This window comes from Cobetia sp. D5 (assembly GCF_035666195.1).
GTDB lineage: Bacteria > Pseudomonadota > Gammaproteobacteria > Pseudomonadales > Halomonadaceae > Cobetia > Cobetia amphilecti.
In genome coordinates, this window is record NZ_CP142020.1 from 3,044,755 (window position 1) to 3,068,886 (window position 24,132).

Annotated in this window: 21 protein-coding genes; 11 read left to right on the forward strand and 10 right to left on the reverse strand. The window is 63.6% G+C overall.

What is annotated here, in order from left to right; all coding sequences use genetic code 11:
- Window positions 1–340 precede the first annotated feature (340 nt).
- From U0O11_RS12690 to U0O11_RS12700, 3 genes are all read right to left on the reverse strand, one after another.
- The gene (locus tag U0O11_RS12690) at window positions 341–514 is read right to left on the reverse strand and encodes a hypothetical protein (protein WP_165873989.1); all 174 of its coding nucleotides are present in this window, start codon (window positions 512–514) and stop codon (window positions 341–343) included.
- Window positions 515–703: 189 nt separating this feature from the next.
- Window positions 704–2,269 (reverse strand): glycine betaine ABC transporter substrate-binding protein, encoded by a 1,566-nt coding sequence (locus U0O11_RS12695; RefSeq protein ID WP_279836154.1) that lies wholly within the window; start codon window positions 2,267–2,269, stop codon window positions 704–706.
- Window positions 2,270–2,277: 8 nt separating this feature from the next.
- Window positions 2,278–3,018: an ATP-binding cassette domain-containing protein gene (locus U0O11_RS12700; protein WP_153636301.1), complete on the reverse strand. Its 741-nt coding sequence runs from the start codon at window positions 3,016–3,018 to the stop codon at window positions 2,278–2,280.
- A 493-nt stretch (window positions 3,019–3,511) separates the two neighbouring features.
- On the opposite strand from U0O11_RS12700, the gene U0O11_RS12705 reads away from it, so the two are divergent.
- The 6 genes from U0O11_RS12705 (at window position 3,512) to U0O11_RS12730 (ending at window position 11,205) form a co-directional block, all read left to right on the forward strand.
- Window positions 3,512–4,681, forward strand: coding sequence for an isovaleryl-CoA dehydrogenase (locus U0O11_RS12705; RefSeq protein WP_279836159.1), 1,170 nt, complete (start codon window positions 3,512–3,514; stop codon window positions 4,679–4,681).
- A gap of 56 nt (window positions 4,682–4,737) precedes the next feature.
- Window positions 4,738–6,345, forward strand: coding sequence for a carboxyl transferase domain-containing protein (locus U0O11_RS12710; protein ID WP_054555514.1), 1,608 nt, complete (start codon window positions 4,738–4,740; stop codon window positions 6,343–6,345).
- A gap of 83 nt (window positions 6,346–6,428) precedes the next feature.
- Window positions 6,429–7,268: an enoyl-CoA hydratase-related protein gene (locus U0O11_RS12715; protein ID WP_279836161.1), complete on the forward strand. Its 840-nt coding sequence runs from the start codon at window positions 6,429–6,431 to the stop codon at window positions 7,266–7,268.
- Between the two features lie 166 nt (window positions 7,269–7,434).
- Entirely contained in the window at window positions 7,435–9,702 is a 2,268-nt protein-coding gene (locus U0O11_RS12720) for an acetyl/propionyl/methylcrotonyl-CoA carboxylase subunit alpha (RefSeq protein ID WP_324690373.1), read from the forward strand.
- 5 nt (window positions 9,703–9,707) lie between these two features.
- Window positions 9,708–10,649, forward strand: a complete 942-nt coding sequence (locus U0O11_RS12725; protein WP_279836166.1) for a hydroxymethylglutaryl-CoA lyase — start codon at window positions 9,708–9,710, stop codon at window positions 10,647–10,649.
- A gap of 220 nt (window positions 10,650–10,869) precedes the next feature.
- Window positions 10,870–11,205: a zinc ribbon domain-containing protein YjdM gene (locus U0O11_RS12730; RefSeq protein WP_043331342.1), complete on the forward strand. Its 336-nt coding sequence runs from the start codon at window positions 10,870–10,872 to the stop codon at window positions 11,203–11,205.
- Window positions 11,206–11,423: 218 nt separating this feature from the next.
- On the opposite strand, the gene U0O11_RS12735 is transcribed toward U0O11_RS12730, so the two are convergent.
- Window positions 11,424–11,792, reverse strand: a complete 369-nt coding sequence (locus U0O11_RS12735) for a hypothetical protein (RefSeq protein WP_043331343.1) — start codon at window positions 11,790–11,792, stop codon at window positions 11,424–11,426.
- Window positions 11,793–12,258: 466 nt separating this feature from the next.
- On the opposite strand from U0O11_RS12735, the gene U0O11_RS12740 reads away from it, so the two are divergent.
- Complete coding sequence (locus tag U0O11_RS12740) at window positions 12,259–13,080, forward strand: SDR family oxidoreductase (protein WP_279836169.1); 822 nt, start codon at window positions 12,259–12,261, stop codon at window positions 13,078–13,080.
- A 123-nt stretch (window positions 13,081–13,203) separates the two neighbouring features.
- On the opposite strand, the gene trxC is transcribed toward U0O11_RS12740, so the two are convergent.
- The 3 genes from trxC to U0O11_RS12755 form a co-directional block, all read right to left on the reverse strand.
- Window positions 13,204–13,641 (reverse strand): thioredoxin TrxC, encoded by a 438-nt coding sequence (trxC, locus tag U0O11_RS12745; protein WP_279836171.1) that lies wholly within the window; start codon window positions 13,639–13,641, stop codon window positions 13,204–13,206.
- 250 nt (window positions 13,642–13,891) lie between these two features.
- On the reverse strand, window positions 13,892–14,959 hold the full coding sequence (locus U0O11_RS12750) for a YeiH family protein (RefSeq protein WP_225347067.1): 1,068 nt from the start codon (window positions 14,957–14,959) through the stop codon (window positions 13,892–13,894).
- 79 nt (window positions 14,960–15,038) lie between these two features.
- Window positions 15,039–16,682 carry a GMC family oxidoreductase gene (locus U0O11_RS12755; RefSeq protein ID WP_153636308.1) on the reverse strand — a complete coding sequence of 548 codons (1,644 nt, stop codon included), beginning with the start codon at window positions 16,680–16,682 and terminating at the stop codon, window positions 15,039–15,041.
- 633 nt (window positions 16,683–17,315) lie between these two features.
- Between U0O11_RS12755 and U0O11_RS12760 the strand changes: the two genes are divergently transcribed.
- The 4 genes from U0O11_RS12760 to U0O11_RS12775 all read left to right on the forward strand — a co-directional run bounded on the left by U0O11_RS12760 (window position 17,316) and on the right by U0O11_RS12775 (window position 21,341).
- Complete coding sequence (locus tag U0O11_RS12760; RefSeq protein ID WP_215823259.1) at window positions 17,316–18,542, forward strand: TRAP transporter substrate-binding protein; 1,227 nt, start codon at window positions 17,316–17,318, stop codon at window positions 18,540–18,542.
- Window positions 18,542–19,123, forward strand: coding sequence for a TRAP transporter small permease (locus U0O11_RS12765; RefSeq protein WP_082388272.1), 582 nt, complete (start codon window positions 18,542–18,544; stop codon window positions 19,121–19,123). The genes U0O11_RS12760 and U0O11_RS12765 overlap by 1 nt, the downstream gene beginning before the upstream one ends.
- A gap of 10 nt (window positions 19,124–19,133) precedes the next feature.
- Window positions 19,134–20,411 (forward strand): TRAP transporter large permease, encoded by a 1,278-nt coding sequence (locus U0O11_RS12770; protein ID WP_054555518.1) that lies wholly within the window; start codon window positions 19,134–19,136, stop codon window positions 20,409–20,411.
- A 171-nt stretch (window positions 20,412–20,582) separates the two neighbouring features.
- Window positions 20,583–21,341 carry an IclR family transcriptional regulator gene (locus U0O11_RS12775; RefSeq protein ID WP_324690381.1) on the forward strand — a complete coding sequence of 253 codons (759 nt, stop codon included), beginning with the start codon at window positions 20,583–20,585 and terminating at the stop codon, window positions 21,339–21,341.
- Window positions 21,342–21,547: 206 nt separating this feature from the next.
- On the opposite strand, the gene U0O11_RS12780 is transcribed toward U0O11_RS12775, so the two are convergent.
- From U0O11_RS12780 to U0O11_RS12790, 3 genes are read right to left on the reverse strand one after another with little or no spacing between them, the layout of a single operon-like run.
- Complete coding sequence (locus tag U0O11_RS12780; protein ID WP_324690383.1) at window positions 21,548–22,024, reverse strand: universal stress protein; 477 nt, start codon at window positions 22,022–22,024, stop codon at window positions 21,548–21,550.
- A 45-nt stretch (window positions 22,025–22,069) separates the two neighbouring features.
- A complete protein-coding gene (locus U0O11_RS12785) occupies window positions 22,070–23,413 on the reverse strand; it encodes a TRAP transporter large permease (RefSeq protein WP_197738683.1) in 1,344 nt (447 codons plus the stop codon).
- Window positions 23,410–23,988: a TRAP transporter small permease gene (locus U0O11_RS12790; RefSeq protein WP_279839322.1), complete on the reverse strand. Its 579-nt coding sequence runs from the start codon at window positions 23,986–23,988 to the stop codon at window positions 23,410–23,412. The genes U0O11_RS12785 and U0O11_RS12790 overlap by 4 nt, the downstream gene beginning before the upstream one ends.
- Window positions 23,989–24,132 lie beyond the last annotated feature (144 nt).

Genomic DNA, 24,132 nt, shown 5'->3' on the forward strand with positions numbered 1-24,132 from the left:
TGGCAGCTGGTAGCGCTTCCAGACTCAGGAACCGCAGCTGTCGGCACCTCTATCGGTCGACCCTTGCCTCAAGGGCGCCGAGCGTCACGGCAGACATACGGTGACGTGCTTGCAGACCTCCCCTCGGGGAGGTCTTTTTTTTGCCGCCTGCCCGGCGCTTGCCGCTCGCAGAGCATCGCGACTCAAAGCATCGCGACGGAAAGCACCGTCCTCGCACACAGCCCAACCCCACACAGCTCAGCTCAGATCGGCACTCGGACACGAACACAAAAAAGCCGCCCCTTCCTTGCCGTGAGGCAGAAAGGGGCGGCTTTTTCGTCAACCGACAGGCGAGGCTAGATCAGGACAGATGATCCGCCGGTGCGCTGGCCGGGGTATCGATCATCGCGTGACCTTTGCCACCACCGCCACCGCCGTGACCACCATGGCCGTGGCCATGACCGAACAGACCACAACCGCTCAGGGCCAGAGTCGCCGCGACCAGCGCAATCGGAAACAGATTTTTGATACGCATGAATCTCTCCTTCAAAGGGGGGTAGAGGCTGCTGCAAGGCCTGTCAGCAAGCCCTTACTTTCCCCTTCACATTACTCTGATCGGCGACCAACGTTAAACCTTCGCAGCAGCCTTCCTTTTTTACTGCACGCCTTGTACAAGAGTTGCGACATGATTGTCGTGTAATGTACTACGCCGTTTTTTTCCGGCTCAGCGCGACTTCAAGCCCCGCATATGCGCCGGTATCACCAGGCGCTCGAACAGCTCGAACAGCAGCTCGGCGCAGATGGCCAGCAATGCCGCGGGAATCGCCCCGTAAAGCACCAGATCATAGTCATTGAGCGAAAGCCCGGTGACGATCGGCTCGCCCAGCCCTCCGGCGCCGATGAAGGCTGCCAGCGTCGCGGTGCCGATATTGATGATGGCGGCGGTCTTGATACCGGTGAGCAGATTGGGCGTCGCCAGCGGCAGGATGACGTGACGCAACTGCTCGCGACGCGTCAGGCCCATGCCACGTGCCACCTTGACCAGCAGCGGGTCCACCGTCAGCAACGCGGTGATCGCCGCGCGGATGATCGGCAGCAAGGAGTAGACGAACAACGCGATCACCGCCGGTACCACCCCGATGCCGAACAGCGGAATCATCAGTGCCAGCAGCGCGATGGAGGGGATGGTCTGCAGCAGGCCGGTGACGTAGAGCACCACCCGCGAGACCTTCGGATTGCGATAGACAAGCAAGGACAGCGGCAGGCCGACCAGACACGCCAGCAGCAGCGCCGAGAGCGTCAACTGCAGGTGCTCGATCAGATTGGTACCCAGCTTGTCCCACTTGGCGCCGCTGACTTCACGCTGCTCGGTGGTGATGCCCTGTTCCTGAATGAAGCGACTGGCGACCTGAGCGAAGCTCTGCTCATCGGTGGAAACGCGGGCGTTGAGCGCCTGCATGCTGTCTTCATCGAGGCTCCCCGCCAGCTGGTTGAGCGCCGCGACGGCATCTTCCGGCAAGGCGGCATTCACGAAGGGTACCGCCAGATACTCGGGGAAGTAGCCCTTGTCATCGTCGAGCAGCACGAAGTCGAAGCGCTTGATGTCGCCCTCGGTGGAATAGGCATCGGTGGCGTCGATCTTGCTCTCGCGCAGCGCCTGATAGGCGATGCCGTGCTCGATGCCACGCGGCACCTGGGAAAGGCCGTATTCCGCGGCCAGTCCCGGCCAGCCATCCGGACGCTTGATGAACTCATGCGACATCGCGACGGACAGATCCGGGTGATCGGCCATATCGCCAATGGTGCTGATTCCCAGCGACTCGGCCTGATCGCGGCGCATGCTGACGGCGTAGGTATTGTTGAAGCCCAGCGGCTCGAGCACGCGCAGGCCCTGCTCGCGACTCAGCTCATCGAGCTTCTCGAGCGGAGGCACGTCGTCCAGCTTGAGAATCGCGTGGGCCAGGGTGCCGGTGTATTCGGGATAGACATCCAGCTCGCCTTCCGCCAGCCCCTGATAGGTGATGATGGTCTGCCCCAGCCCCAGACGGCGCTCGACCGTGAAGCCGGCGTCCTCCAGCACCTGCGCGAAGATCTCGCCCAGCAGATGCCCTTCGCGGTCAGCCTTGGAGCCGACCACGATCGGCTTGTCCTCGGGCCATGCCGCGGCTTGCTCTTCCGCGCTGGCAAGCGGGCTGGACACCAGTGCCCCCAGACTGGCAAGCGCCAGGCCGGCGACCATCAGCGCACCGGACAGCCCGCGGCGCGAGCGTTGCAGGACGGGAGTCGTCATCAGCGTCTTCATGCGCGAGCCTCCAGCAGTCGGGCCACGCGCTCATCCGCCGGCGCCGTGGTGATGGTGTCGGGGCTGGCGGCCTGCAGCACCACGCCGGGCGCCATCACCACCATGTGATCGGACAGGCTCAGCGCCTCGTTCATGTCGTGGGTGACCATCACCACGCTGCGCGGTTCCTCCTGCTGCATGCGCTGGAACTGGGCATGCACCTCGATGCGCGTGATCGGATCGACCGCCGAGAAGGCCTCATCGAGCAGCAGCAACGGTGGCTCCAGCATCATGGCGCGACACAGCCCGACGCGCTGGGCCTGACCACCGGAAATCTCGTGGGGATAGCGGGTCAGCAGCGCCATGTCGAGATCCATCATCTGGAACAGACGCGCGATGCGTGCCTTGACGCGCTCGGCGCTCCAGCCTTCGCGGTCAGCAAGAATGGCGACGTTGTCGCGCACGCTGAGATGGGGAAAGAGGCCGATCTGCTGGACGGCATAGCCGATGCGGCGACGCATGACTGGCAGGTTGGCGTAATCGACGGCGGCGCCGAACACCTTCACCTCGCCTTCATCCGGGCGGATCAGGCCGTTGATCAGCTGCAGCAGGGTCGATTTGCCACAGCCACTGGCACCGACCAGGGCGGTGATACGGTCACGCGGCAGTTCAAGATCAATGCCTTCAAACAGGCGCTGACCGGCAAAGCCCTTGTGCAGGCCGCTGAAGCGGACTGCCGGGGCGGTGTCATCACTCATCGAGTAGGTCCTTCTAGGCAGGTGAGCATGAGTCTGGAATGGTAAAAAGCGCTGGCGAGTCAGCGCACTTGCACACTAAAGAGTGCCGGTGACACCAGGCAGGTGACGGGAATGCTCCCCCACTGACGCCCTCACGACTTCCTCAATCAACAGTGACTACAGCGTCTCAGCTTATCAAGTCACCTCGGCGATGCCGGAGCAATTTCGTTTCCTGAGCTGACTTTCTCTACCTGACCTTCTCGACCTGACACTCCCCTTCCCGAGTCTCCCTGCTGACCTTCTGCCGCAAACCCTGCGACCTTGGTCAAAGCGCCGCATAATGACCTTTACGTTAACGTCAACTTTGACCTAGAGTAATTTCCATCACACGCCAAGGCGGCCCATGACGGGCGGACTTGATAAGCCGGTCGCGACAGACCGTTTGCCATCAGGTCATCACAGCCCCTGGCGGGCCTTGCTCATCGCGCTTCACCGATCTACAGGATGCCAGATCATGCACAGCCTCTATTCACCGCTGGATTTCGGACTCGACGAGACACACACCCTGCTGCGTGAGCAGGTCAACGCCTTTGCCCGCGACGAGATCGCCCCGCGCGCCGCCGAGATCGATGCCAGCAATGCCTTCCCCGATGACCTGTGGCAGAAGTTCGGCGACATGGGCCTGCTCGGCATCACCGTGCCGGACGAGGACGGCGGCAGCGGCATGGGCTATCTGGCGCACTGCATCGCGATGGAAGAGATCTCGCGCGCCAGCGCCTCGGTGGCGCTCTCCTACGGCGCGCATTCCAACCTGTGCGTGAACCAGATCAAGCTCAACGGCACTGCCGAGCAGAAGGCACGTTATCTGCCGAAACTGATGAGCGGCGAGCATGTCGGCGCGCTGGCGATGTCCGAACCCGGCGCCGGCTCTGATGTGGTCTCGATGCAGCTCAAGGCCGAGCTGCGTGGCGATCACTACGTGCTCAACGGCAACAAGATGTGGATCACCAACGGCCCGGATGCCCACACCCTGGTGGTCTACGCGAAGACCGACCCGGACGCCGGCTCCAAGGGCATCACCGCCTTCATCATCGAGCGCGACTTCCCCGGTTTCTCCACCGCCCAGAAGCTCGACAAGCTCGGCATGCGCGGCTCCAACACCTGCGAACTGGTCTTCCAGGACTGCCAGGTGCCGGTCGAGAACGTGCTGGGTGAGGTCAATCGTGGCGTCAAGGTGCTGATGCGCGGGCTCGATTTCGAGCGCACCGTACTGGCCGCCGGCCCCATCGGCATCATGCAGGCCTGCATGGATATCGTGGTGCCCTACCTGCATGAGCGCCGCCAGTTCGGCCAGGCCATCGGTGAATTCCAGCTGGTGCAGGGCAAGGTCGCCGACATGTACACCACCCTCAATGCCTGTCGCGCCTATCAGTATGCGGTCGCCAATGCCTGTGATCGCGGCCAGACCTCACGCAAGGACGCCGCGGGCGTCATTCTCTACTGCGCCGAGAAGGCCACCCAGATGGCGCTGGATGCCATCCAGCTGCTCGGCGGCAATGGCTACATCAACGAGTACGCCACCGGGCGCCTGCTGCGAGACGCCAAGCTTTACGAGATCGGCGCCGGCACCAGCGAGATCCGCCGCATGCTGATCGGGCGTGAACTGTTCAACGAGAGTGCCTGATACCTCTCGTCATCCCCTACTCTTTTTCGCAACCCTTCGCCGCTGGAGCTTGCTCGATGGCCATACTGACCTCCCTGATCAATCCGCGCAGTGACCAGTTCCGCGCCAATGAAGCGGCGATGCAGGCCGAGGTCGATCGCCTGCACCAGCTGCTGGAGACCGTCGCGGCCGGTGGCGGCGACAAGGCGCGTGAACGTCACGAGTCGCGCGGCAAGCTGTTCGTGCGCGAACGCATCGACCACCTGATCGATGAAGGCTCGCCCTTCCTCGAACTCTCTGCGCTGGCGGCCCACGACGTCTACGACAGCCCTGTCCCCGGCGCGGGCCTGGTCACCGGCATCGGCCGCGTCAGCGGCGTGGAGTGCGTCATCGTCGCCAACGACGCCACCGTCAAGGGCGGCACCTACTTCCCGATGACGGCCAAGAAGCATCTGCGTGCCCAGGAAATCGCCCGCAAGCATCGCCTGCCCTGTCTCTATCTGGTCGATTCCGGTGGCGCGCATCTGCCCCACCAGGACGAGGTCTTCCCGGACCGCGACCACTTCGGCCGCATCTTCTACAACCAGGCCACGCTGTCTGCCGAGGGTATCCCGCAGATCGCCGTGGTGATGGGTTCATGCACCGCAGGCGGCGCCTATGTGCCGGCGATGGCGGACGAATCCATCATCGTGCGCGAGCAAGGCACCATCTTCCTGGCGGGGCCGCCGCTGGTGAAGGCCGCCACCGGTGAGGACATCAGCGCCGAGGCACTGGGCGGCGCCGAGGTGCACTGCAAGATCAGCGGCGTGGCCGACCATCTGGCCGACAACGACGCCCATGCCCTGCAGCTGGCTCGCCGCGCCGTGTCGCGCCTCAACTGGCAACGCAAGGGCCAGCTCGCGCTGCGCGAATCGCGTCCACCACGCCTGGACCCGCAGGAGCTCTACGGCATCGTCGGCACCGATCTCAAGAAACCCTACGACGTGCGCGAAGTGATCGGCCGCCTGGTGGATGACTCGGACTTCGACGAGTTCAAGCGCGAGTACGGCGAGACGCTGGTCACCGGCTTCGCGCATCTGCATGGCCATCCGGTCGGCATCCTCGCCAACAATGGCGTGCTGTTCTCGGAAAGCGCCCTCAAGGGCGCGCATTTCATCGAGCTGTGCACCCAGCGCCGGATTCCACTGATCTTTCTGCAGAACATCACCGGTTTCATGGTCGGCTCGCGCTACGAGCACGAAGGCATCGCCAAGCACGGCGCCAAGTTGGTGGCGGCGGTGGCCTGCGCCAGGGTACCCAAGTTCACGGTGCTGATCGGTGGCAGTTTCGGCGCGGGCAACTACGGCATGTGCGGGCGCGCCTATGACCCCAACCTGCTGTTCATGTGGCCCAACTCACGCATCTCGGTGATGGGCGGCGAGCAGGCCGCCAACGTGCTGGCACAGGTCAAGCGCGACCAGCATGCCCGCGAGGGGCGCGAGTGGCCCGCCGAGGAAGAGGAGGCCTTCAAGGCACCGGTGCGCGAGCAGTACGAGCGTCAGGGCCATCCGACCTACGCCAGTGCGCGCCTGTGGGATGACGGCGTGATCGACCCGCTGCAGACCCGCGACATCCTCGGTCTGTCACTGGCCGCGGCCATGAATGCCGAGATCGAGGACAGTCGCTTCGGTGTGCTTCGCATGTAACCCGTCAAGCGCCACAACAATGATTGTGACCTGCACTGAATAGTGATAGTCATCTTTAAGCTAACAGAATGGAAGAAAGCACGATGACAGAGCCTCGCCAATCGAGTCGACTCGAGATAGATCAACACGGCGTCGCCCGCCTCACTCTGCTGCGCCCCGAGGTGCACAACGCCTTCGATGACCTGCTGATTGCGGAGCTGAATCAGCATCTGGAGAGCCTGCACGCCAGGGCGAGCCGCGACGAGGTGCGTGTGGTGGTGCTGGCCTCAGAGGGCAAGAGCTTCTCGGCCGGCGCCGATCTCAAGTGGATGCAGCGCATGGTCGAGTATTCGCTGGAAGATAACCTTGCCGACTCACGCGAGCTTGCGCGACTGATGCAGCTGCTCGATGAGCTGCCCTGCCCCAGCGTGGGTCGTGTCCAGGGCGCCACCTTCGGCGGTGCCGTCGGCCTGGTGGCCTGCTGCGACATCGTGATTGCCGCCGAGCGGGCGCGCTTCTGTCTCTCCGAAGTGCGCATCGGCCTGGCACCGGCTGCCATCAGTCCCTACGTGCAGCGCGCCATCGGCTCACGCCAGATGCGCCGGTATGCCCTCAGCGCCGAGGTGATCGACAGTGCCACCGCGCAGCGCATCGGCCTGGTCCACGAGACCTGCCCCGATGAGCTGCTGGAGGCGCGCGTCACGGAGATGGTGCAGACCCTGCTGGCCACCTCGCCTGCCGCCAGTCGCGCCACCAAGGCGCTGCTCAGCGAGGTGGCTCAGGCACCTGCCAGCGCCGCGACCCGTGAACGCTGCTGCGAGGTGATCAGCCAGCTGCGCGTCAGCGAACAGGGCCAGGCCGGTCTGGCCGCCTTCTTCGCCGGCACGCCGGCGCCCTGGGTGCCGACCGAGAACCAAACAACCGAGACGTCGAAGCCCACATGAACGCCAGAGGCTTGAAGCCGCTGGCGGCATGTCGACGCTCTCGGCGCTGGTCTTCAATCTGGGCCATCCACCTCGGCCATCCACCTCGGCCATGCCTGCCGGATTTTTTCTCAAGAGCTTTTCTCCTCCTGATTCCCCTAGCCACCTTCGCCACAGGACGCTTGCCATGAACGCCAACCGCGAGACAGACCAGACCCTCCCCGCCGGTTGCGGCGAGATCCGCAAGCTGCTGGTCGCCAACCGGGGCGAGATCGCCGTACGCGTGATGCGCACCGCTCGCGCGATGGGCATCCAGACAGTGGCGGTCTACTCCGATGCCGACGCCGATGCCCTGCATGTGCGCGAGGCCGACGAGGCCGTGCGTCTCGGCCCCGCCAGCGCCCGCGAAAGCTATCTGGATATCAAAAAGGTGATCGCTGCCGCACGCAAAAGCGGTGCCGATGCCGTGCATCCCGGCTATGGCTTCCTGTCCGAGAACGCCGCCTTCGTCAGCGCGCTGGCCGAGGCCGGCATCATCTTCGTTGGCCCGCCCCAGAGCGCGATCGCCGACATGGGCGACAAGTCGGCCGCCAAGATGCGCATGCAGGCGGCCAATGTGCCGCTGGTGCCCGGCTACCATGGCGATGACCAGCAGGACGATTTGCTGCAGGCTGAAGCGGACCGCATGGGCTATCCGGTGCTGATCAAGGCCTGCGCCGGCGGTGGCGGCAAGGGCATGCGCGTGGTCGAGAGCGCACAGGAATTTGCGGCGGCGCTGGCCAGCTGTCGCCGTGAATCCCGCGCCGCCTTCGGTGACGAGCGCATGCTGATCGAGAAATACCTGACCCAGCCGCGCCACGTCGAAGTCCAGGTGTTCTGCGACAGCTACGGCAGCGGTGTCTATCTGTTCGAGCGCGATTGCAGTGTCCAGCGTCGCCACCAGAAGGTGCTGGAAGAGGCCCCCGCGCCGGGGCTGACGCCGTCGCTGCGCCGTGAGATGGGCGAGGCCGCCGTGCGGGCAGCGCGCGAGATCGGCTATGTCGGTGCCGGCACCATCGAGTTTCTGCTCGACGCACCGCAGCCGGGCAGCGAAAGCCACGGCGCCTTCTACTTCATGGAGATGAACACCCGCCTGCAGGTCGAGCACCCGGTCACCGAGATGATCACCGGCGAAGACCTCGTCGAATGGCAACTGCGCATCGCGCGGGGCGAACGCCTGCCGCGCCAGCAGGATGAGCTGACGTTGACCGGCCACAGCTTCGAGGCGCGTCTCTACGCCGAAGACCCGGACAACGACTTCCTGCCCGCCACCGGTGTGCTGGAACGCTTCCGGCTGGATCTGGCAGGGGGCGGGTTGACCGCCCGGCAGGTACGCCTGGACAGCGGCGTCGCCGAGGGCGATGAAGTCTCGATGCATTACGACCCGATGCTGGCCAAGCTGATCAGCTACGGGCCGACTCGCGAACAGGCGCTCGAGACAATGCTGCGCGCACTGGCAGCGCTGGAAGTGCGCGGCGTCACCACCAACCGCGCCTTCCTGTCCCGCCTGGCTGGCCATGCTGACTTCCGCGCCGCCGAGCTGGATACCCGCTTCATCGAGCGTCATCACGACAGCCTGTTCCCCAGCGCGACGCTGGACCATGACAGTCTCGCGGCCAGTGCCCTGCTGGCGCTCTCGCGCCTGAATGAGCAAGCCAGCCACGCATCACCTTCGCGCTCCACATCACATTCGCGCCAGCCCTGCGCCGGCCCGTGGGAGCGCCGCGATGGCTGGCGCAATGGCCTGCCACACCAGGTGCGCCTGGCGCTGTGTCTGCCCGCTGACGCCGATACCGATGAGCGCAGCGACAAGGTGGCGCATATCATCGCGCGCCGCCCCGTAACACATGCCTCCCTGGCGAATACGCACACCTCAGATACGCCACCGATGAGCGACTCGCGCGGCGACTGGCAACTGGAAGTGACCACTCACTGCGGCGATGAAAGACAGACTACAAGGCATCTCGGCCGACTCACTCGCCTTGAAGGCAACGCCATCGCCGTGACGCTGGATGGCTATCGTCGCCGCTTCCAGGCCAGTCACGCGCCGGCCCGCGGCGGTGAAGTGCTGGTGCTGTCGTCAGCGCAGCACAGCCAGTCCGGCAGCACTCCACAGGGGGAGTCACGCCTGCTGTGGCGACGTGCCGATGCCGTGGACCACGCGCGCCACGAGACCCAGGCGACCCTGAATGCGCCGATGAATGGCACCGTGGTCGCCCAGCTGGTCGCGCCGGGCGGCCATGTCCCGCAGGGCACGCCCCTGATGGTGATGGAGGCGATGAAGATGGAGCACACTCTCAATGCCCCTGCCGATGGCGAGGTCGCCCAGTTCCACTTCTCGGCCGGTGACAGCGTGGTCCAGGGCGATGTGCTGCTCGAATTCACGGCCACGCAGGTCGAGTCGGACAAGGAGTAGTCAGCATGCACTTTCCCCGCAAGGTACGCATCGTCGAGGTGGGTGCGCGCGACGGACTGCAGAACGAGTCAGTGCCCGTCGCGACCGCCACCAAGCTTGAGTTGATCCGGCGCCTGAGCGACAGCGGTCTTGCGCATGTCGAGGCCGCCAGCTTCGTCTCGCCCAGGTGGGTGCCGCAGATGGCCGATCACCGCGAGATCATGCTGGCGCTGCGCGACAGCTCCGCCGAGTCACCAACTACCAAGTCAACAACCGCCAAGTCAGCGACCACTTACTCCGCCCTCACGCCCAACATGAAGGGGCTTGAGGCGGCGCTTGAGTGTGGTGTGCGCGAGGTGGCCGTGTTCGGCTCGGCCAGCGAGTCCTTCTCGCAGCGCAACATCAACTGCTCGATCGCCGAATCGCTTGAGCGCTTTGCGCCAGTGGTGGAACACGCCCTCAAGGCCGGTGTGCGTGTGCGCGGCTATGTGTCCTGCGTGCTCGGCTGCCCCTATGAAGGCGAGATAGCCCCCGCCGAGGTGGCCGCCGTCGCTCGCGAGCTCAAGGCCATGGGCTGCTACGAGGTCTCGCTGGGCGACACCATCGGCGTCGGCACGCCGCTCAAGGCCAAGCACATGCTGGAGCAGGTCAGTCGCGAGGTGCCGATCACGCAGCTCGCCGCCCACTTCCACGACACCTACGGCCAGGCACTCGCCAACCTCTACGCCGTGCTGGAAGAAGGCATAGCGGTGATCGACAGCTCCGTGGCAGGTCTGGGCGGCTGCCCCTACGCCAAGGGCGCCTCGGGCAATGTCGCCAGTGAAGACGTGCTCTATCTGCTTGAGGGCATGGGCATCGAGACGGGGGTGGATCTGGCAGCGCTGGCCCGCACTGGTGACTGGATCAGCCGCACGCTTGGGCGGCCGAATGGCTCACGCGTCGGTCAGGCGCTGATGGCCAGTGGCTGAGGACGAGTGGCTTGAGGCGCTGCCAAGAGAGGCCACAATGGCGCGCGCTGATTGCGACCAAGGGCCGCACTGGATGGTCGCTGTCATGGAATCGGTGTAGGCTTGCCGCCGTTCGCGCACCGCTTGAGCCCGATGCGCGCCTTCCAACACCATGTCTCTGCCTGAATCTTCGCCCGTCTTGTGAGCGGGTGAAGCGCGAGACAGCTTTCAGGACACCGTGATGAGCGCCCTCCCGAACTGCCCGGCCTGCAATTCCGAATTCACCTACGACGATGGCATGCAGTACGTCTGCCCTGAATGTGCCCATGAGTGGTCCAAGGAAGCCGCCGTCGAGGAAGCCGGCCCGGTATTCCGCGATGCCAACGGCAACGAGCTGGTCGATGGCGATACCGTCACCGTCATCAAGGACCTGAAGATCAAGGGCACCTCCTCCGTCGTCAAGGTCGGCACCAAGGTCAAGAACATCCGCCTGGTGGATGGCGATCACGACATCGACTGCAAGATCGATGGCGTCGGCCCGATGAAGCTCAAGTCGATCTTCGTCAAGAAAGCCTGATCGATCCGCTCGCCTGACACGACGATGCCCCGCCTGCGCTCTGTGCGCGACGGGGCATCGTCGTTTGCGGACTGTCGTTTTCGGACTATCGTTTCCAGCCCGCCATTTCCGGCTTGCCGAGGCGCCTTGTTCAGTCCGCTTTGGCTAGCCCTGGCCCGCGCCAATACGCTCCAGTCCTCTCAAGCCCGCTCCAGCCCACCACCCCAGCAAGTGCTCACTCACTCCTCAGGCGACGTCTTGTCGAGCGGCGTGACCTTGGACAGGCGTATGCGGCGCTGACCGCCGACCTCGAATTCAAAGCGGCCACTCACCTGGACCTCGCGCCCGATATAGGCACCGATGCGCTCCGGTGGCAGCAGTTCCAAGCGCTGCTGTCCTTCGCCTTCCAGCCAATAGCGGTTGGGCACGTCTTCGCTGCGCACCCTGCCCTGCACGGCCACCTGCTCGCCCTGCCAGGCCTCGGAGTGTTCCAGCAGCGTCGCCACGCTGGTAGGGCGCGGGCCATTGACGCCATCGCATCCCGTTGTGGCCATCAGCATCACCGCCACGGCCACCATCGCCAGCCAGTGTTGCATCCCCTTGTTCATCTTCATTCCTCGCGCGACTGATACTTCATCGGGAGCTACCCGCTCGCTCATTCACTCGCTTGCGGCTTGAGGGGACTCGGGCAACGGCCCGGCAGTCGAGTTCCTCGCCCCTCGCATCGAATGGCGATATCTCGTGGTCACCCAGACGCACCTGACGCCTGACGTGGACTCATGCACAGTCTGACAGCTGCCACGCGAGGCGATAACTCCCTGACCAATAGAATCAGCCATCAGGATCAGTCCTCAACGCAGGCCGTGAGGCGCCGCGCCACTCGCCAGCCCCATCACGACTCTGAGGCCTGTCATGCTGAGGCATGGGCGCCGCGCGCGCATCTGCAGCACCGCCCTTGTCTCGCGCGCCAACCGCACCTATATCATTGCCCGCAGGGGCACACCGCGCCATCGACGAGGCATGTGTGAAGCGCTTCGTCACATCGCCCTGCCGGCACCTCATCAGGAGAATGACATGAAGACAGCCAAGGTGGCCTATATCACCGGCGGTGCTCAAGGCATCGGCCGCGGCATCAGCGACTACCTGCTCGCCCACGGCTGGCGCGTGGCCGTGGCGGATATCGATGCCGAGGCAGGCCAGCAATATCGAGAGATGAAGAAGCGACAGGCGAGCGGGCTCGCAGAGGAGCCTGCAGAGCCGTCGGGGGAGCAGCCCGCAGAAGACATCGGCGAGCGATTGCGCGTCTTCACGCTGGATGTGCGTGACGAGAAATCCGTGGCCGCCAGCATCGCGGCTACCTGCGAGGCCTTCGGGCGGCTGGACGCGGTGATCAACAATGCCGCGATCGCCGATCCCTTCCAGGGCAAGCTTGAGGAGCTGTCACTCGAGCGCTGGCACCAGGTACTCGACACCAGCCTGACCAGCAGCTTCCTGACCGCCAAGCATGCGGCGCGTCATCTGCGCGAGACTGGCGGCAGCATCGTCAATCTGGCCTCCAGCCGCGCGCTGCAGTCCGAGCCGCACAGCGAAGCCTACGCCGCCAGCAAGGGCGGCATCGTCGCCCTCACCCACGCCATGGCGATGAGTCTGGGGCCGGAGATTCGCGTCAATGCCATCAGCCCGGGCTGGATCGACGTCAGCGCCCTGCAGAAAAGCGGCGAGGCCGAGTCGCTGAGTGACGAAGACCACGCCCAGCACCCCGTCGGGCGCGTCGGCCATGTCGATGACATCGCCGCGCTGGTGGCCTTCCTGATCTCGGACAAGGCCGGCTTCATCACCGGCCAGAATCATGTCGTCGATGGCGGCATGACGCGCAAGATGGTTTACGTCGACTGATACGACAAGGCGGACTGAGACGACAACGCCTGACGCGATTGCACGTCAGGCGTTGTCAGTTCTTGAGCTGCGTCCGGGTTTCCCTGAACGCTCAACTGCGGACTTGTCTTGAGCGGGCCGTGGTCACACCGCGTGCGGTGCCAGCCACTGCTTGAGCTGACCGGCCTGCATCACGCCTGATTCGCGCGCCAGCTCCTTGCCCTGCTTAATCACCAGCAGCGTCGGAATGCTGCGGATGCCGAAACGACCGGCCAGCGCCTGCTGGGCTTCGGTGTCGATCTTGGCGAAACGCACACGGGTGCCCATCTGCGCGGCGACTTCATTGAAGATCGGCCCCATCATCTTGCACGGGCCACACCAGCTGGCCCAGAAGTCGATGACCACCGGCATTTCACTGCGCACCACCAGAGCCTCGAAGTTGTCGCTGGTCAGTTCCAGCGGCTCCTTGGGCAGTACGGCGGCGCTGCACTTGCCGCAGCTGGGGTTGTCATCCAGACGCGCGGTGGCCACACGATTGAGAGCGAGACATTGCGGACAGGCCAGCACGAGGGATTCAGACATGATCGGACTCCAGAGAAATGGGGATGCGGCGCGCCACGTGACGGTCAACCGTCAGATGCGTACCGATAAGCGCAGATCATACGACTCGTGGGCCAGGAAGCAATTGAGCCACCTTATCGCCCTGATTGGCTGGCTGTATGAGCCCGCCTGATCTGAACGAACTGAACGAATTGAACGCCCCCCTGCCCTCAACCTGAAGGGCCCCGCCAGTCACGGCGGGGCCCTTCAGGTTGAGCACACCCAGAGTCGGTCAGATGCTGGCCAGCCCGAACTTGATGCACAGCGTCACCAGCACCAGCAGGAAGAGGGTTTCCACCACCATCAGGATCACCGGTTTCCAGCCCACCACCGCCAGCTTCTGGAACGACGTCTTGACGCCCAGCGCGGCAATCGCCGCCACCAGACACCAGCGCGACAGATCCGTGAAGCCTTCCACGGCGACACTCGGCACCCAGCCGAGGCTGTTGATCAGCACCAGTGCCACGAAGGCGATCAGGAAGGTGGGGAACATCGGCACCTTGCCGCCCTCATCGCCATTGGCCTGGCGCGCACTGCGGAACAGCAGCATGAAGACCATCACCGCCGGCACCAGCATCGCCACCCGGAGCAGCTTGACGAAGGTCGAGACGTCCCCGGTGTGCTCGGAGATGATATAGCCCGCGCCCACCACCTGAGCCACGTCGTGGATGGTGCCGCCGAGGAAGATGCCGGCCTCGGCATCATCCAACCCCAGCAGCCTGACGATCAGCGGATAGGTGATCATCGCCACGGTCGAGAGGGTCGTCACCCCGACCACGGTCATGATGGTGTGGCGCTCGCTGGTGGCGTTGCGCGGCATCACCGCCGACAGCGCCAGTGCCGCCGAGGCACCGCAGATGGCCACCGAGCCACCGGTCAATAGCCCCATGTCGCGGTCCAGCCCCATCACGCGGGCCAGCAGCGCGCCGAACAGGATGGTCGCCACCACCCCGAGCACCACCGTGATCACCGGGCCGAGACCGAGACTCGCGACCTGCTCCAGCGTGATGCGCACGCCCAGCAGGGCCACGCCGAGGCGCAGTACCGTCTTGGAGGCGAACTCGATGCCCGCCTTGCACGGCCCCTCCTCGGAGAGAAAGTGCAGCGACATGCCGAACAGCAGCGCATAGAGCAGCGTCGGGCCGCCGTAGTGATCAGCGATGAATGTGGTCGCCAGCGCGATGATGATGCAGATCAACAGGCCCGGCATGATGGTGCGCACGCGCCCTTCCAGGGTCCGCCACAGGCTGGTGGGCGGGGTGGGTGTGTCGTGCAGTGATGAACTGTTGTCAGTGGCCACGCGGATTCCTCTTGAAGACCAGCAAGCGGTGACGGGCAAGCAGCCCCGCCGCGGTGTGTCGTTCAGGCACGCAGGCCTGCTAGCTGGCCTGGGCCATGTTCACCTGGGCGGCCTTGATCATGTCGGCGGCCTTCTCGGCGATCATGATGGTCGGCGCATTGGTATTGCCGGACACGATCACCGGCATGATCGAGGCATCCACCACGCGCAAGCCGTGCAGGCCATGGACACGCAGCTCGTCATCCACCACCGCCAGCGCATCGTGGCCCATCTTGCAGGTGCCCGCCGGGTGATAGATGGTCTGGCTGAACTGACGCGCGGCTTCCAGCAACTCCTCATCGCTCTGGTAGTGCGCGCCCGGCACGTACTCCTCGCTGATCACCGAGGCCAGCGGCGCTGCCTGGGCGATACGCCGCGCCACCTTGATGGCATCGACCACCACGCGGCGGTCTTCCTCGGCGCTGAGATAGTTGGGCTGGATGGAAGGATAGATGCTGGCGTCGGCGCTGGTGATGCGCACCTGGCCGCGACTGTGCGGGCGCAGCTGACACACCGAGGACGTGAACGCCGAGAACGGATGCACGCCATCGGCGGGCTTGTCGGCACTCAACGGCTGCATGTGGAACTGGATATCGGGGCGCGTCAGCCCCTCACGCGACTGGGTAAAGGCGCACACCTGACTGGCCGCCAGCGTCAGCGGGCCGGTACGCGTGAAGAGGTACTGGGTGCCGACCGCCAGCTTCTTGAGCGGATGACGCACCTCGTCATTGAGGGTGCGGCACTGGGTCTTGAACACCAGCCGTACCTGCAGGTGGTCCTGCAGGTTTTCCCCGACCCCCGGCAGCGCGTGCAGGCATTCGACGCCGACACTGGCCAGATGCTCGGGCTCACCGATACCGGAGCACTGCAGAATCTGCGGGCTGCCGATGGCGCCGCTGGACAGCAGCACCTCGCGCTCGGCGCGCGCCGTGTGGATCGTGCCCTTCACCTCGTATTCCACTCCCACCGCACGCTTGCCTTCCAGCAACACGCGACGACAGTGCGCATGCTTGACCAGCGTCAGATTGCTGCGCGTGAGCGCCGGGCGCAGGAAAGCCCTGGCCGTGCTGCAGCGCAGGCCCTTGTAGGTGGTCTGCTGGAAATAGCCGACCCCTTCCTGGCGCTCGCCATTGACGTCCTGGTTGAGCGGAATCCCCGCCTCCACCGCCGCCTCGATGAAGCGCTCGGCGATCTCGCGCTTCAGGCGCAGGTCAGAGACATGCAGCGGCCCATCGGTGCCGTGCCATTGGTTGGCGCCGCGCGCCTGACACTCCGACTTGCGGAAGTACGGCAGCACTGACGCGTAGTCCCAGCCCTGATTGCCCGCGGCCGCCCAGTCGTCGTAGTCCTCGTGCTGACCACGGATATACAGCAGCCCATTGAGCGAGCTGGAACCGCCCAGCACCTTGCCCCGCGGCCACTGCAGCCGACGACCATTGATGCCCTTGTCAGGGTCGGTGAGATAGCACCAGTCGGTGGCCGGGTTGTGCATCGTCTTGAAATAACCGACCGGCACATGAATCCACGGATTCCAGTCCGAGCCGCCGGCCTCCAGCAGCAAGACCTTGATGGAGGGGTCTTCGGTTAGACGATTGGCTAGCACGCAACCGGCTGAACCCGCTCCGATCACGATGTAGTCATAGGCGGCTGATGCGTCTGCATTGGCGTAACGTGTTGTTTTCATTATTTTATATACCATATCGAGACATATTGTCTCATAATCATGGTATCAAAATTGGGATTCGTCAAATACGAAACGTATTGTCTCAATATCTTTGCCAAAGCTGAAAAAGTGCCCTACATTGAGATTTGAAACGCCGGTAACGGTACTTTTCGTCTCGTTATACGACCAACTATGTAAGACGAACTAGCGAGAACGACACAGACTGCCATCAGTGGCAGCCACCAGAGAGGCCAGAAGCAGGGCTCATGGGCTCTGGAGGCGTGCTTGAGGAGAGCCTTAAGAGGGCTTGAGGAGACTTTGAAGAAATAGCGGATATGTCTGACAAGCGCCCCGACATGCTCAGAAAAGACACTCTCTAACTAGACACGCTCTGAACAGACACGCTCTGAACAGGCACTGCGAAAACGCCTGACAAATAAAGACGGGCAAATCAGGACAGCAAATAAGGAAGGATAAACAAGCACTTGGCTACAGAAGTGATCAACGAACGGCTTGCCAGACAAGCAGCGGAAGCAAGCCCCGCACCGCAAGACCCATAACAACGCCAACACAGGGCGAGTGATACGACATCACTTCCCGGCCGCCAGGCCTGCATCCCACCACAAAAGCAAACACAATACCGGGAGCACTACCATGCCATCGCCACTCAGCAAGCTGTCACGCCGTGACTTCCTCGACATCTCGGGTCGCTTCGGTCTGACCTCGACCCTGCTGGCCGCCACCGGCCTCGGCGCAGGTCTCACCGCGTCCACACTGGCGCGCGCCGCCGACCAGGAGCAGCAGAAACGCTACAAGACAGCGCCCAAGTTCCAGCTGCGCTTCGGTGCCTCGGGCTTCAATGAGCGCAATCTCGATATCCAGAAATCCGGCCAGCTGTTCTTCGCGCGCGACCTGGAAGAGCGCACCAACGGCGCCATCCGCGTCGAGTTCATGGGCAGCAACGAGGTCTGCAACCAGCTGGACTGCGTCGGCAAGACCCAGCAGGGCATCGTCGATATCTACTCGGCCTCCACCCAGAATTCCTCGGGCAGCGCGCCGTATCTGAACGTGCTCGATTTCGCCTACATGTTCCCCACCGTCGCCTCGATGTTCCACTTTTTCTATCACAAGAAGAGTGAGCAGCTGCTGCGCGAACCGCTGCGCCAGCGCCACAACCTGCAGTTCCTGTTCACCCACTGTGACCTGCGCGGCATCATGCTCGGCCTCAAGTGGCAGGACAAACCGCTGGTCACCAGCATCGATGATCTCAAGGGCACCAAGAATCGCGTCACCGGCACCCAGATGGGACGCATCGCGATGGAGCAGCTGGGCCTGAACCCGGTGCCGGTCGCTTGGGAAGAGACCCTCGATGGCCTGCGTCAGGGCCTGCTGGATGGCGCCGAGACCTGGATGAGCGCCGTGGCCTACGCCGGCATGGCACCGGTGGTGTCCCAGGCGGTCGACCTGCGCTTCTTCGCCGGTACCGAACACACCGGCATGAGCCTGCCCAAGTTCGACAGCCTCGGTTCCGAGCTGCAGGACCAGGTGATGGAGTCCGCCTACTGCGCGCAGATCTTCACCCAGGGCATGAACGAGGCCGGGCGCTTCGAGATCGTCGGTGCTACCGAGCACCCCGCCGCCGGCACCGTCTTCGCCGAGAACAACGTGCGCGTGGCGCCGCTGTCGGACGCCGAACGCTCACGCGCGGAGCAGATGTGCTCGCCGGAATTCAATCCCGAGCCGTGGGAGCAGTGGCGCGAACGCCTCAACAAGTGGTCCGGCGGTCTCGATATCTATCAGGAAATCCATGATGTCGCGCGCGAGATTCCGCGTGATGTCGCCGCCGTCAACGTCAAGCCGCAGCGCTGGTGGAGGGGGTAATGGGCGATACCACCATCTTCAGCCAACCGACCAAGAAACCTGCCCTCAAGAAGGCCGCGCCCTGGGCGCGTCCCTTCCTGTGGCTGGACGCCCATCTGGAACAGGTCGTCATACTGATCGCCTATTCCGGCATGGCCGGCATCATCTTCGTCGAAGTCATCCGGCGCTTCTTCTTCGGCCTGCAGGCCCCCTGGAGCACCAGCATTCCCGTGCTGCTGTTCCTGTGGCTGACCTGGTTCGGCGCCTCGCTCAACGTCAAGAAGCGCACCCACCTGAGCCTCAACGAGATCCGCATGAAGCTGCCGCGCGGTGGCCAGTTCGCCTGTCTGATCCTCGATGCCGTGCTGTGGATCGGCTTCGGGCTGATGGTGATCTACTTCACCACCACCCAGGTGACACTGGCCTATGACAACTACGCCATCGTGCCGGGCACCGACAACGTCATGCAGTGGTGGTTCTACCTCGCCACGCCGCTGGCGTGGGTAATGATCATCTATCGCGTACTGCAGAACCTCTACGCCGACTGGGCGCGCTACCGCCGCGGCGATTCCTTCAACCTGCAACCGTCCATCATGGACTGAGGAGGTCAGCATGACAGACGGTATCTGGATCTCCCTGATCACGGCGGGCGTGACCGCCTTCTTCCTGCTCGGCGTGCCCATCTTCCTCGTCATCGGCCTGTGGGTGGTCGGCACCAGTCTGGTGATCGACTTCACGCTGGCCAATGTCGGCGTCACCCTCTTCCAGGGCCTGAGCTTCTTCGGCCTGCTGGCGTTGCCGCTGTTCATCCTCACGGGGGACCTGATCAATGCGGCGGGCATCGCCAAGCGACTCTCCGACTTCGCCTACTCGACGCTGAGCTGGATGCGCGGCGGGATGGGCATGTCGACCCTCGGCGCCTGCGGGCTGTTCGCGGCGATTTCCGGCTCCAACGCCGGCACCACCGCCACCATCGGTTCGATCATGCAGCCCGAGATGGTCAAGAACGGCTATGACGAACGCTTCGCCGCCGCCACGGCGGCCTCCGGCGGCACCGTGGGCATCATCATTCCGCCCAGCATCATCTTCATCGTCTACGGCTTCATGATGAACCTGTCGATCAGTGACCTGTTCATCGCCGGCATGGTGCCGGGCGCCCTGATGGTGGTCGCGATGATGGGCGCCTGCTATCTGGTGGCGCGCAAGAATGGCTGGGGCCAGCTGCAGCCCTTCAAGGCCGGTGTCAGCGCCAGGCTGGCGCGCAAGGCCTATCTGGGCTTCGCGACCATCGGCGTGGTGGTCTACGGCATCTACTCGGGCAAGTTCTCGCCGACCGAAGCCGCCGCCATCACCGTGGGCTTCACCATGATCGCGGGGCTGTTGATCACCCGCGAGATCAGCCTCAGGAAGCTGCCGACCATCATGCTGCGCTCGGGTCAGATCGCCGGCATGCTGGCACCGCTGATCGCCATCTCGGTGGTCATGCAGCAGCTGCTGTCGGTGCTGGGTGCCGGTCAGGCGCTGAGCGAGATGCTCAGCGGCATCGACAACTATTACCTGACGCTGGGCACCTGCATGCTGATCATCCTGCTGGCGGGCATGATTCTGGAAAGCCTGCCGGTGACGATCATCCTGGCGCCGATTCTCGCGCCCATCGCCCAGCAGGCCGGGGTCGATCCGATCCACTTCTCGGTCATCTTCCTGGTCGGTGCCGCCATCGGCTTCGTCACGCCACCCTTCGGGCTCAACCTGTACGTGGCCAGCAGCATCACCGGCATTTCCTACGTCAGACTGGTCAAGTACGTGATCCCCTACTTCATCGCGCTGATCGCCTGCTGGCTGGCCATCTGCCTGGTGCCTTCCCTTTCCCTGTTCCTGGTAAACCTGTAACACTAGCCTCATCGACAGCCCCGCGAGGGGCTGTCTTCGTCTCATCAGGGCAGCCTTCGCCAAGGGGCCCACTGCCGTGATGAATCGATGCACTGACGCCTTGCCACCCTGCCCCTGTCGGTCCCGGTCACCCCGAGTGACATGTGCCCGACAGCAGGATGAGGACACTAGATGAGCAAAGACACGCCCACCAATTCGACGCTCTTTCGCGCACTCGGCCTGCTGGAAGAAATCGTCACCACCCAGCACGCCGTCAGCGCCGCCGACCTCGAGAAGCGCTTCGACATCCCCAAGCCGACCGTCCATCGCCTGCTCAAGCAGCTGGAAGAACAGCAGCTGATCAGTCGTGATCTGGATGGCCGTCACCTGCTGCCCGGCCCGCGCTTTCGGCGCATGTCGCTGGGCGCACTGGCCAATGAAGGCCTCAAGGTGCCGCGCCGTGTCCTGCTGGAACGGCTGGCGAAGGAAGTCGGTGAGACCTGCAACCTGACGCTGCTCGATGGCCACGAGGTGATGTATTACGACCGCGTGGAAACCAACTGGCCGGTGCGCATCCAGCTGGCGCCCGGCTCACGCCTGCCGCTGCACTGCACCGCGAGCGGCAAGCTGTTTCTGGCGCTGATGCCGCTGCATCGTCGCCGCGCCCTGCTCACCCATCTGGCGCTGGAGGCACACACGCCCTGCACCCTGACCTCGCGTGCCACGCTGGAAGAGGCGCTCGACACCGTGGCGCGCAATCAGCTGAGCACCGATGATGAGGAGTTCATCCAGGGCATGGTCGCCATCGCGGTGCCGGTCTTCGATGAGGTCGGCCAGATCCAGGCGACATTGGCGATTCACGCGCCGCGCCTGCGCCACTCCATCGACTCCCTCTTGGAGTGGGCACCGCTGATGCGACAGATCGCCACTGAGCTGGAAGGCACGCTCTGAGGCGTGCACCTTGTGCGCACATGACTCATGAAGTGATCCCATCCAGACCCGGGTGACACCTGAGCCACGCTGACGATGGGCCATGATCCAAAACGCTCGCCCCCGCAGACAGTGATTGTCTGCGGGGGCGAGCGTTTTTCAGCGAGCGTTTTTCATCTGCCACCTTGCTGCCTCCGCCTATCCCTGAGGCGTCTCTCTCCACCGGCTCAGGGCGTCGGTACCACCACCACCGGAATGCTGGCGCGCTTGATCACCCCCTTGGTGACCTTGCCCGCATAGGAGGCCACGAAGCCGCGCTTGTTGGTGGCCATGATGATCATGTCGCAGTCATGGCGCGTGGCGTAGCGGATGATCTCCGAGGCCGGGTAGCCCTCCACCACATTCAGTCCGGCGATCACCGGGCGCGGGTCGCCGTCGTCATGGGTGCTCCAGAAGCCCTCCAGCATCTTTTCCAGGCTCTCTTTCGCCTGATCGAGCCGCTGCTGCATCAGGCCCTCCAGCGTCGGCTTGTGACGGATGTTGACCTTGAGGGTGTTCATCACGTCATCCGACAATGACTTGACGGTATGCAGCACATGCAACTCGGCGCCGGTCGCTCCCGCCAACCACACCGAGCGCGCCAGTACACGCTCACAGTCTCCGCGCAGGCCTACACAACACAGAATTCGTTTGACTGCCGGCATCGTCCTTCTCCTCGTTCATTGCAGGGCTAGCGTTCAGATGGCGCTTCAGTACCCCATCACCCTGGGTAGCCACAGCGAGATTTCAGGCACATAGGCGATCAGGAAGATGGCCGCCACCGAGCCCGCCGCGAACGGCAATGCCTTCAGGGAAATCTCCTCGATGGAGGCCCCGCCTATCCCCGAGGCCACGAAGAGGTTCTCCCCCAATGGCGGCGTCTGGAAGCCGATGGCCAGTGCACAGACCACCACGATGCCGACGTGCACCGGGTCCATCCCCAGCATGTACATGATCGGCAGCAGCACCGGGGTGAGAATCATGATCGCGGCCAGCGTCTCCATGAACATGCCGACGAACAGCAGGAAGAAGATGATCATCGCCCAGATCAGGTAGAGGTTGTCGGTCATCGCCAGCATGCCCTCGGCGATATGCGCCGGCACGCGTTGCTCGACCAGCAGCCGCCCGAAGACCGTCGCCGTGAACAGGATCAGCAGCACGCGACCGGTGATCCAGGTGGTGGTCTCCAGGGTGCGCAGCGTCGGCTTCCACTTGAGTTCCTTGTGCAGGAAGATGCCGACGATCAGGGTGTAGACGATGGCGACGATGGCGGATTCGGTCGGCGTGAAGAGGCCGCTGTAGATACCGCCCAGGATGATGAAGGGCGCCAGCATCGACCAGACGCCCTTCTTCAAGGTGGCGCGGATATGTGGCCACGACCAGCTGTTGGTCAGCCCGCGATAGCCGCGTTTCTTCGAAATCACGTAGTTGATCATCAGCAGGAAGCCGGCGATCACCACGCCGGGCATGACGCCGGCGATGAACAGCTTCGGGATCGACAGTGTCTGGAAATCACCGTGCATGGCCACCGCTTCGGGCGGCGGCTGCAGCCCCATGCCGGAAATCCCGAAGATCACCATCGGGATCGACGGCGGAATCACCACCCCCAGCCCGCCGGAAGAGGCCGTGATCGCCGAGGCATAGCCACGGTCATAGCCGCGCTTGGCCATCGCCGGAATCATCAGCATGCCGACCGCCGCCGTGGTGGCAGGTCCTGAGCCCGAGATCGCACCGAAGAACATGCAGGCAAATACCGTGGCGGCGGCAAGTCCGCCCGTCACCGGCCCGGCGAAGGCCTCGGCGATATCGACCAGCCGTCGCGAGATGCCGGCGGCCTCCATCAGCGCCCCGGCCAGAATGAAGGCCGGCAAGGCCATCAGCGGGAAGGAACCCACCGAGGTAAAGGCGATCTGCACGAACGCCATCGGGTTTTCATCGATGCTCAGATAGGTCGCCAGCGCCGCGACACCCAGCGAGACGGTGATCGGTGCACCCAGTACCAGCAGCAGGAAGAAGACGCCAAACAGGATGTAGATGATGGTGGAATCGATCATGACTTGCCGCCCTCCTGTCTGTCACTGGGCTGTGGATCAGTGGCCTGGCCGTCACCGCCCTGCTTCAATTCCTCCATTGCCTGGGAATCCGGGTCCACGATGTCTTCCTTGCGCACGAACTTGAGATAATTGGTCTGGATGATGCGCACCGTCATGGCGGTAAAGGCCAGCGGCAGAATCAGATAGAAGTACTTCATCGGCACACCCAGCGTCTGTGACTTCCAGAACAGATTCATCTTGTTGAACACGAAGTCGTAGCTGTAATAGATGAACACCGCATTGAAGGCGATCCAGATGATATCGGTCAGCACACCGCAGAGGGTTTCCACCCAACGCGGCAGGAATCGAAACTGGAAGGTCACGCGGTTATGCGCCGACATGCGTGTGGCGTAGACGGCGCCTAGATAGGCAAACCACACGAAGGCATAGGTCGCCAACTCGTCTCCCCAGGGAATCGAGTAGCTGAAAAGGTTACGCAGCATGATCTGCGTGAAGAGAATGATGACGAACACTACCAGCAGGAACTGGCAGAGATAGTTCTCGATATTATCCAGAAACTTCAACAATACCCGCATGGATACACATCCCCCGACATCGCCAGCGATGACCACTTGACGCCACGTTTCCCCTGCCAGCGATCACATGTCGACGACATACTCATGACAGGTGCCGGCAGGCAGGGGAATCCGGGCGGGCCTTGAAAGCCTCAGCCGTTCAGG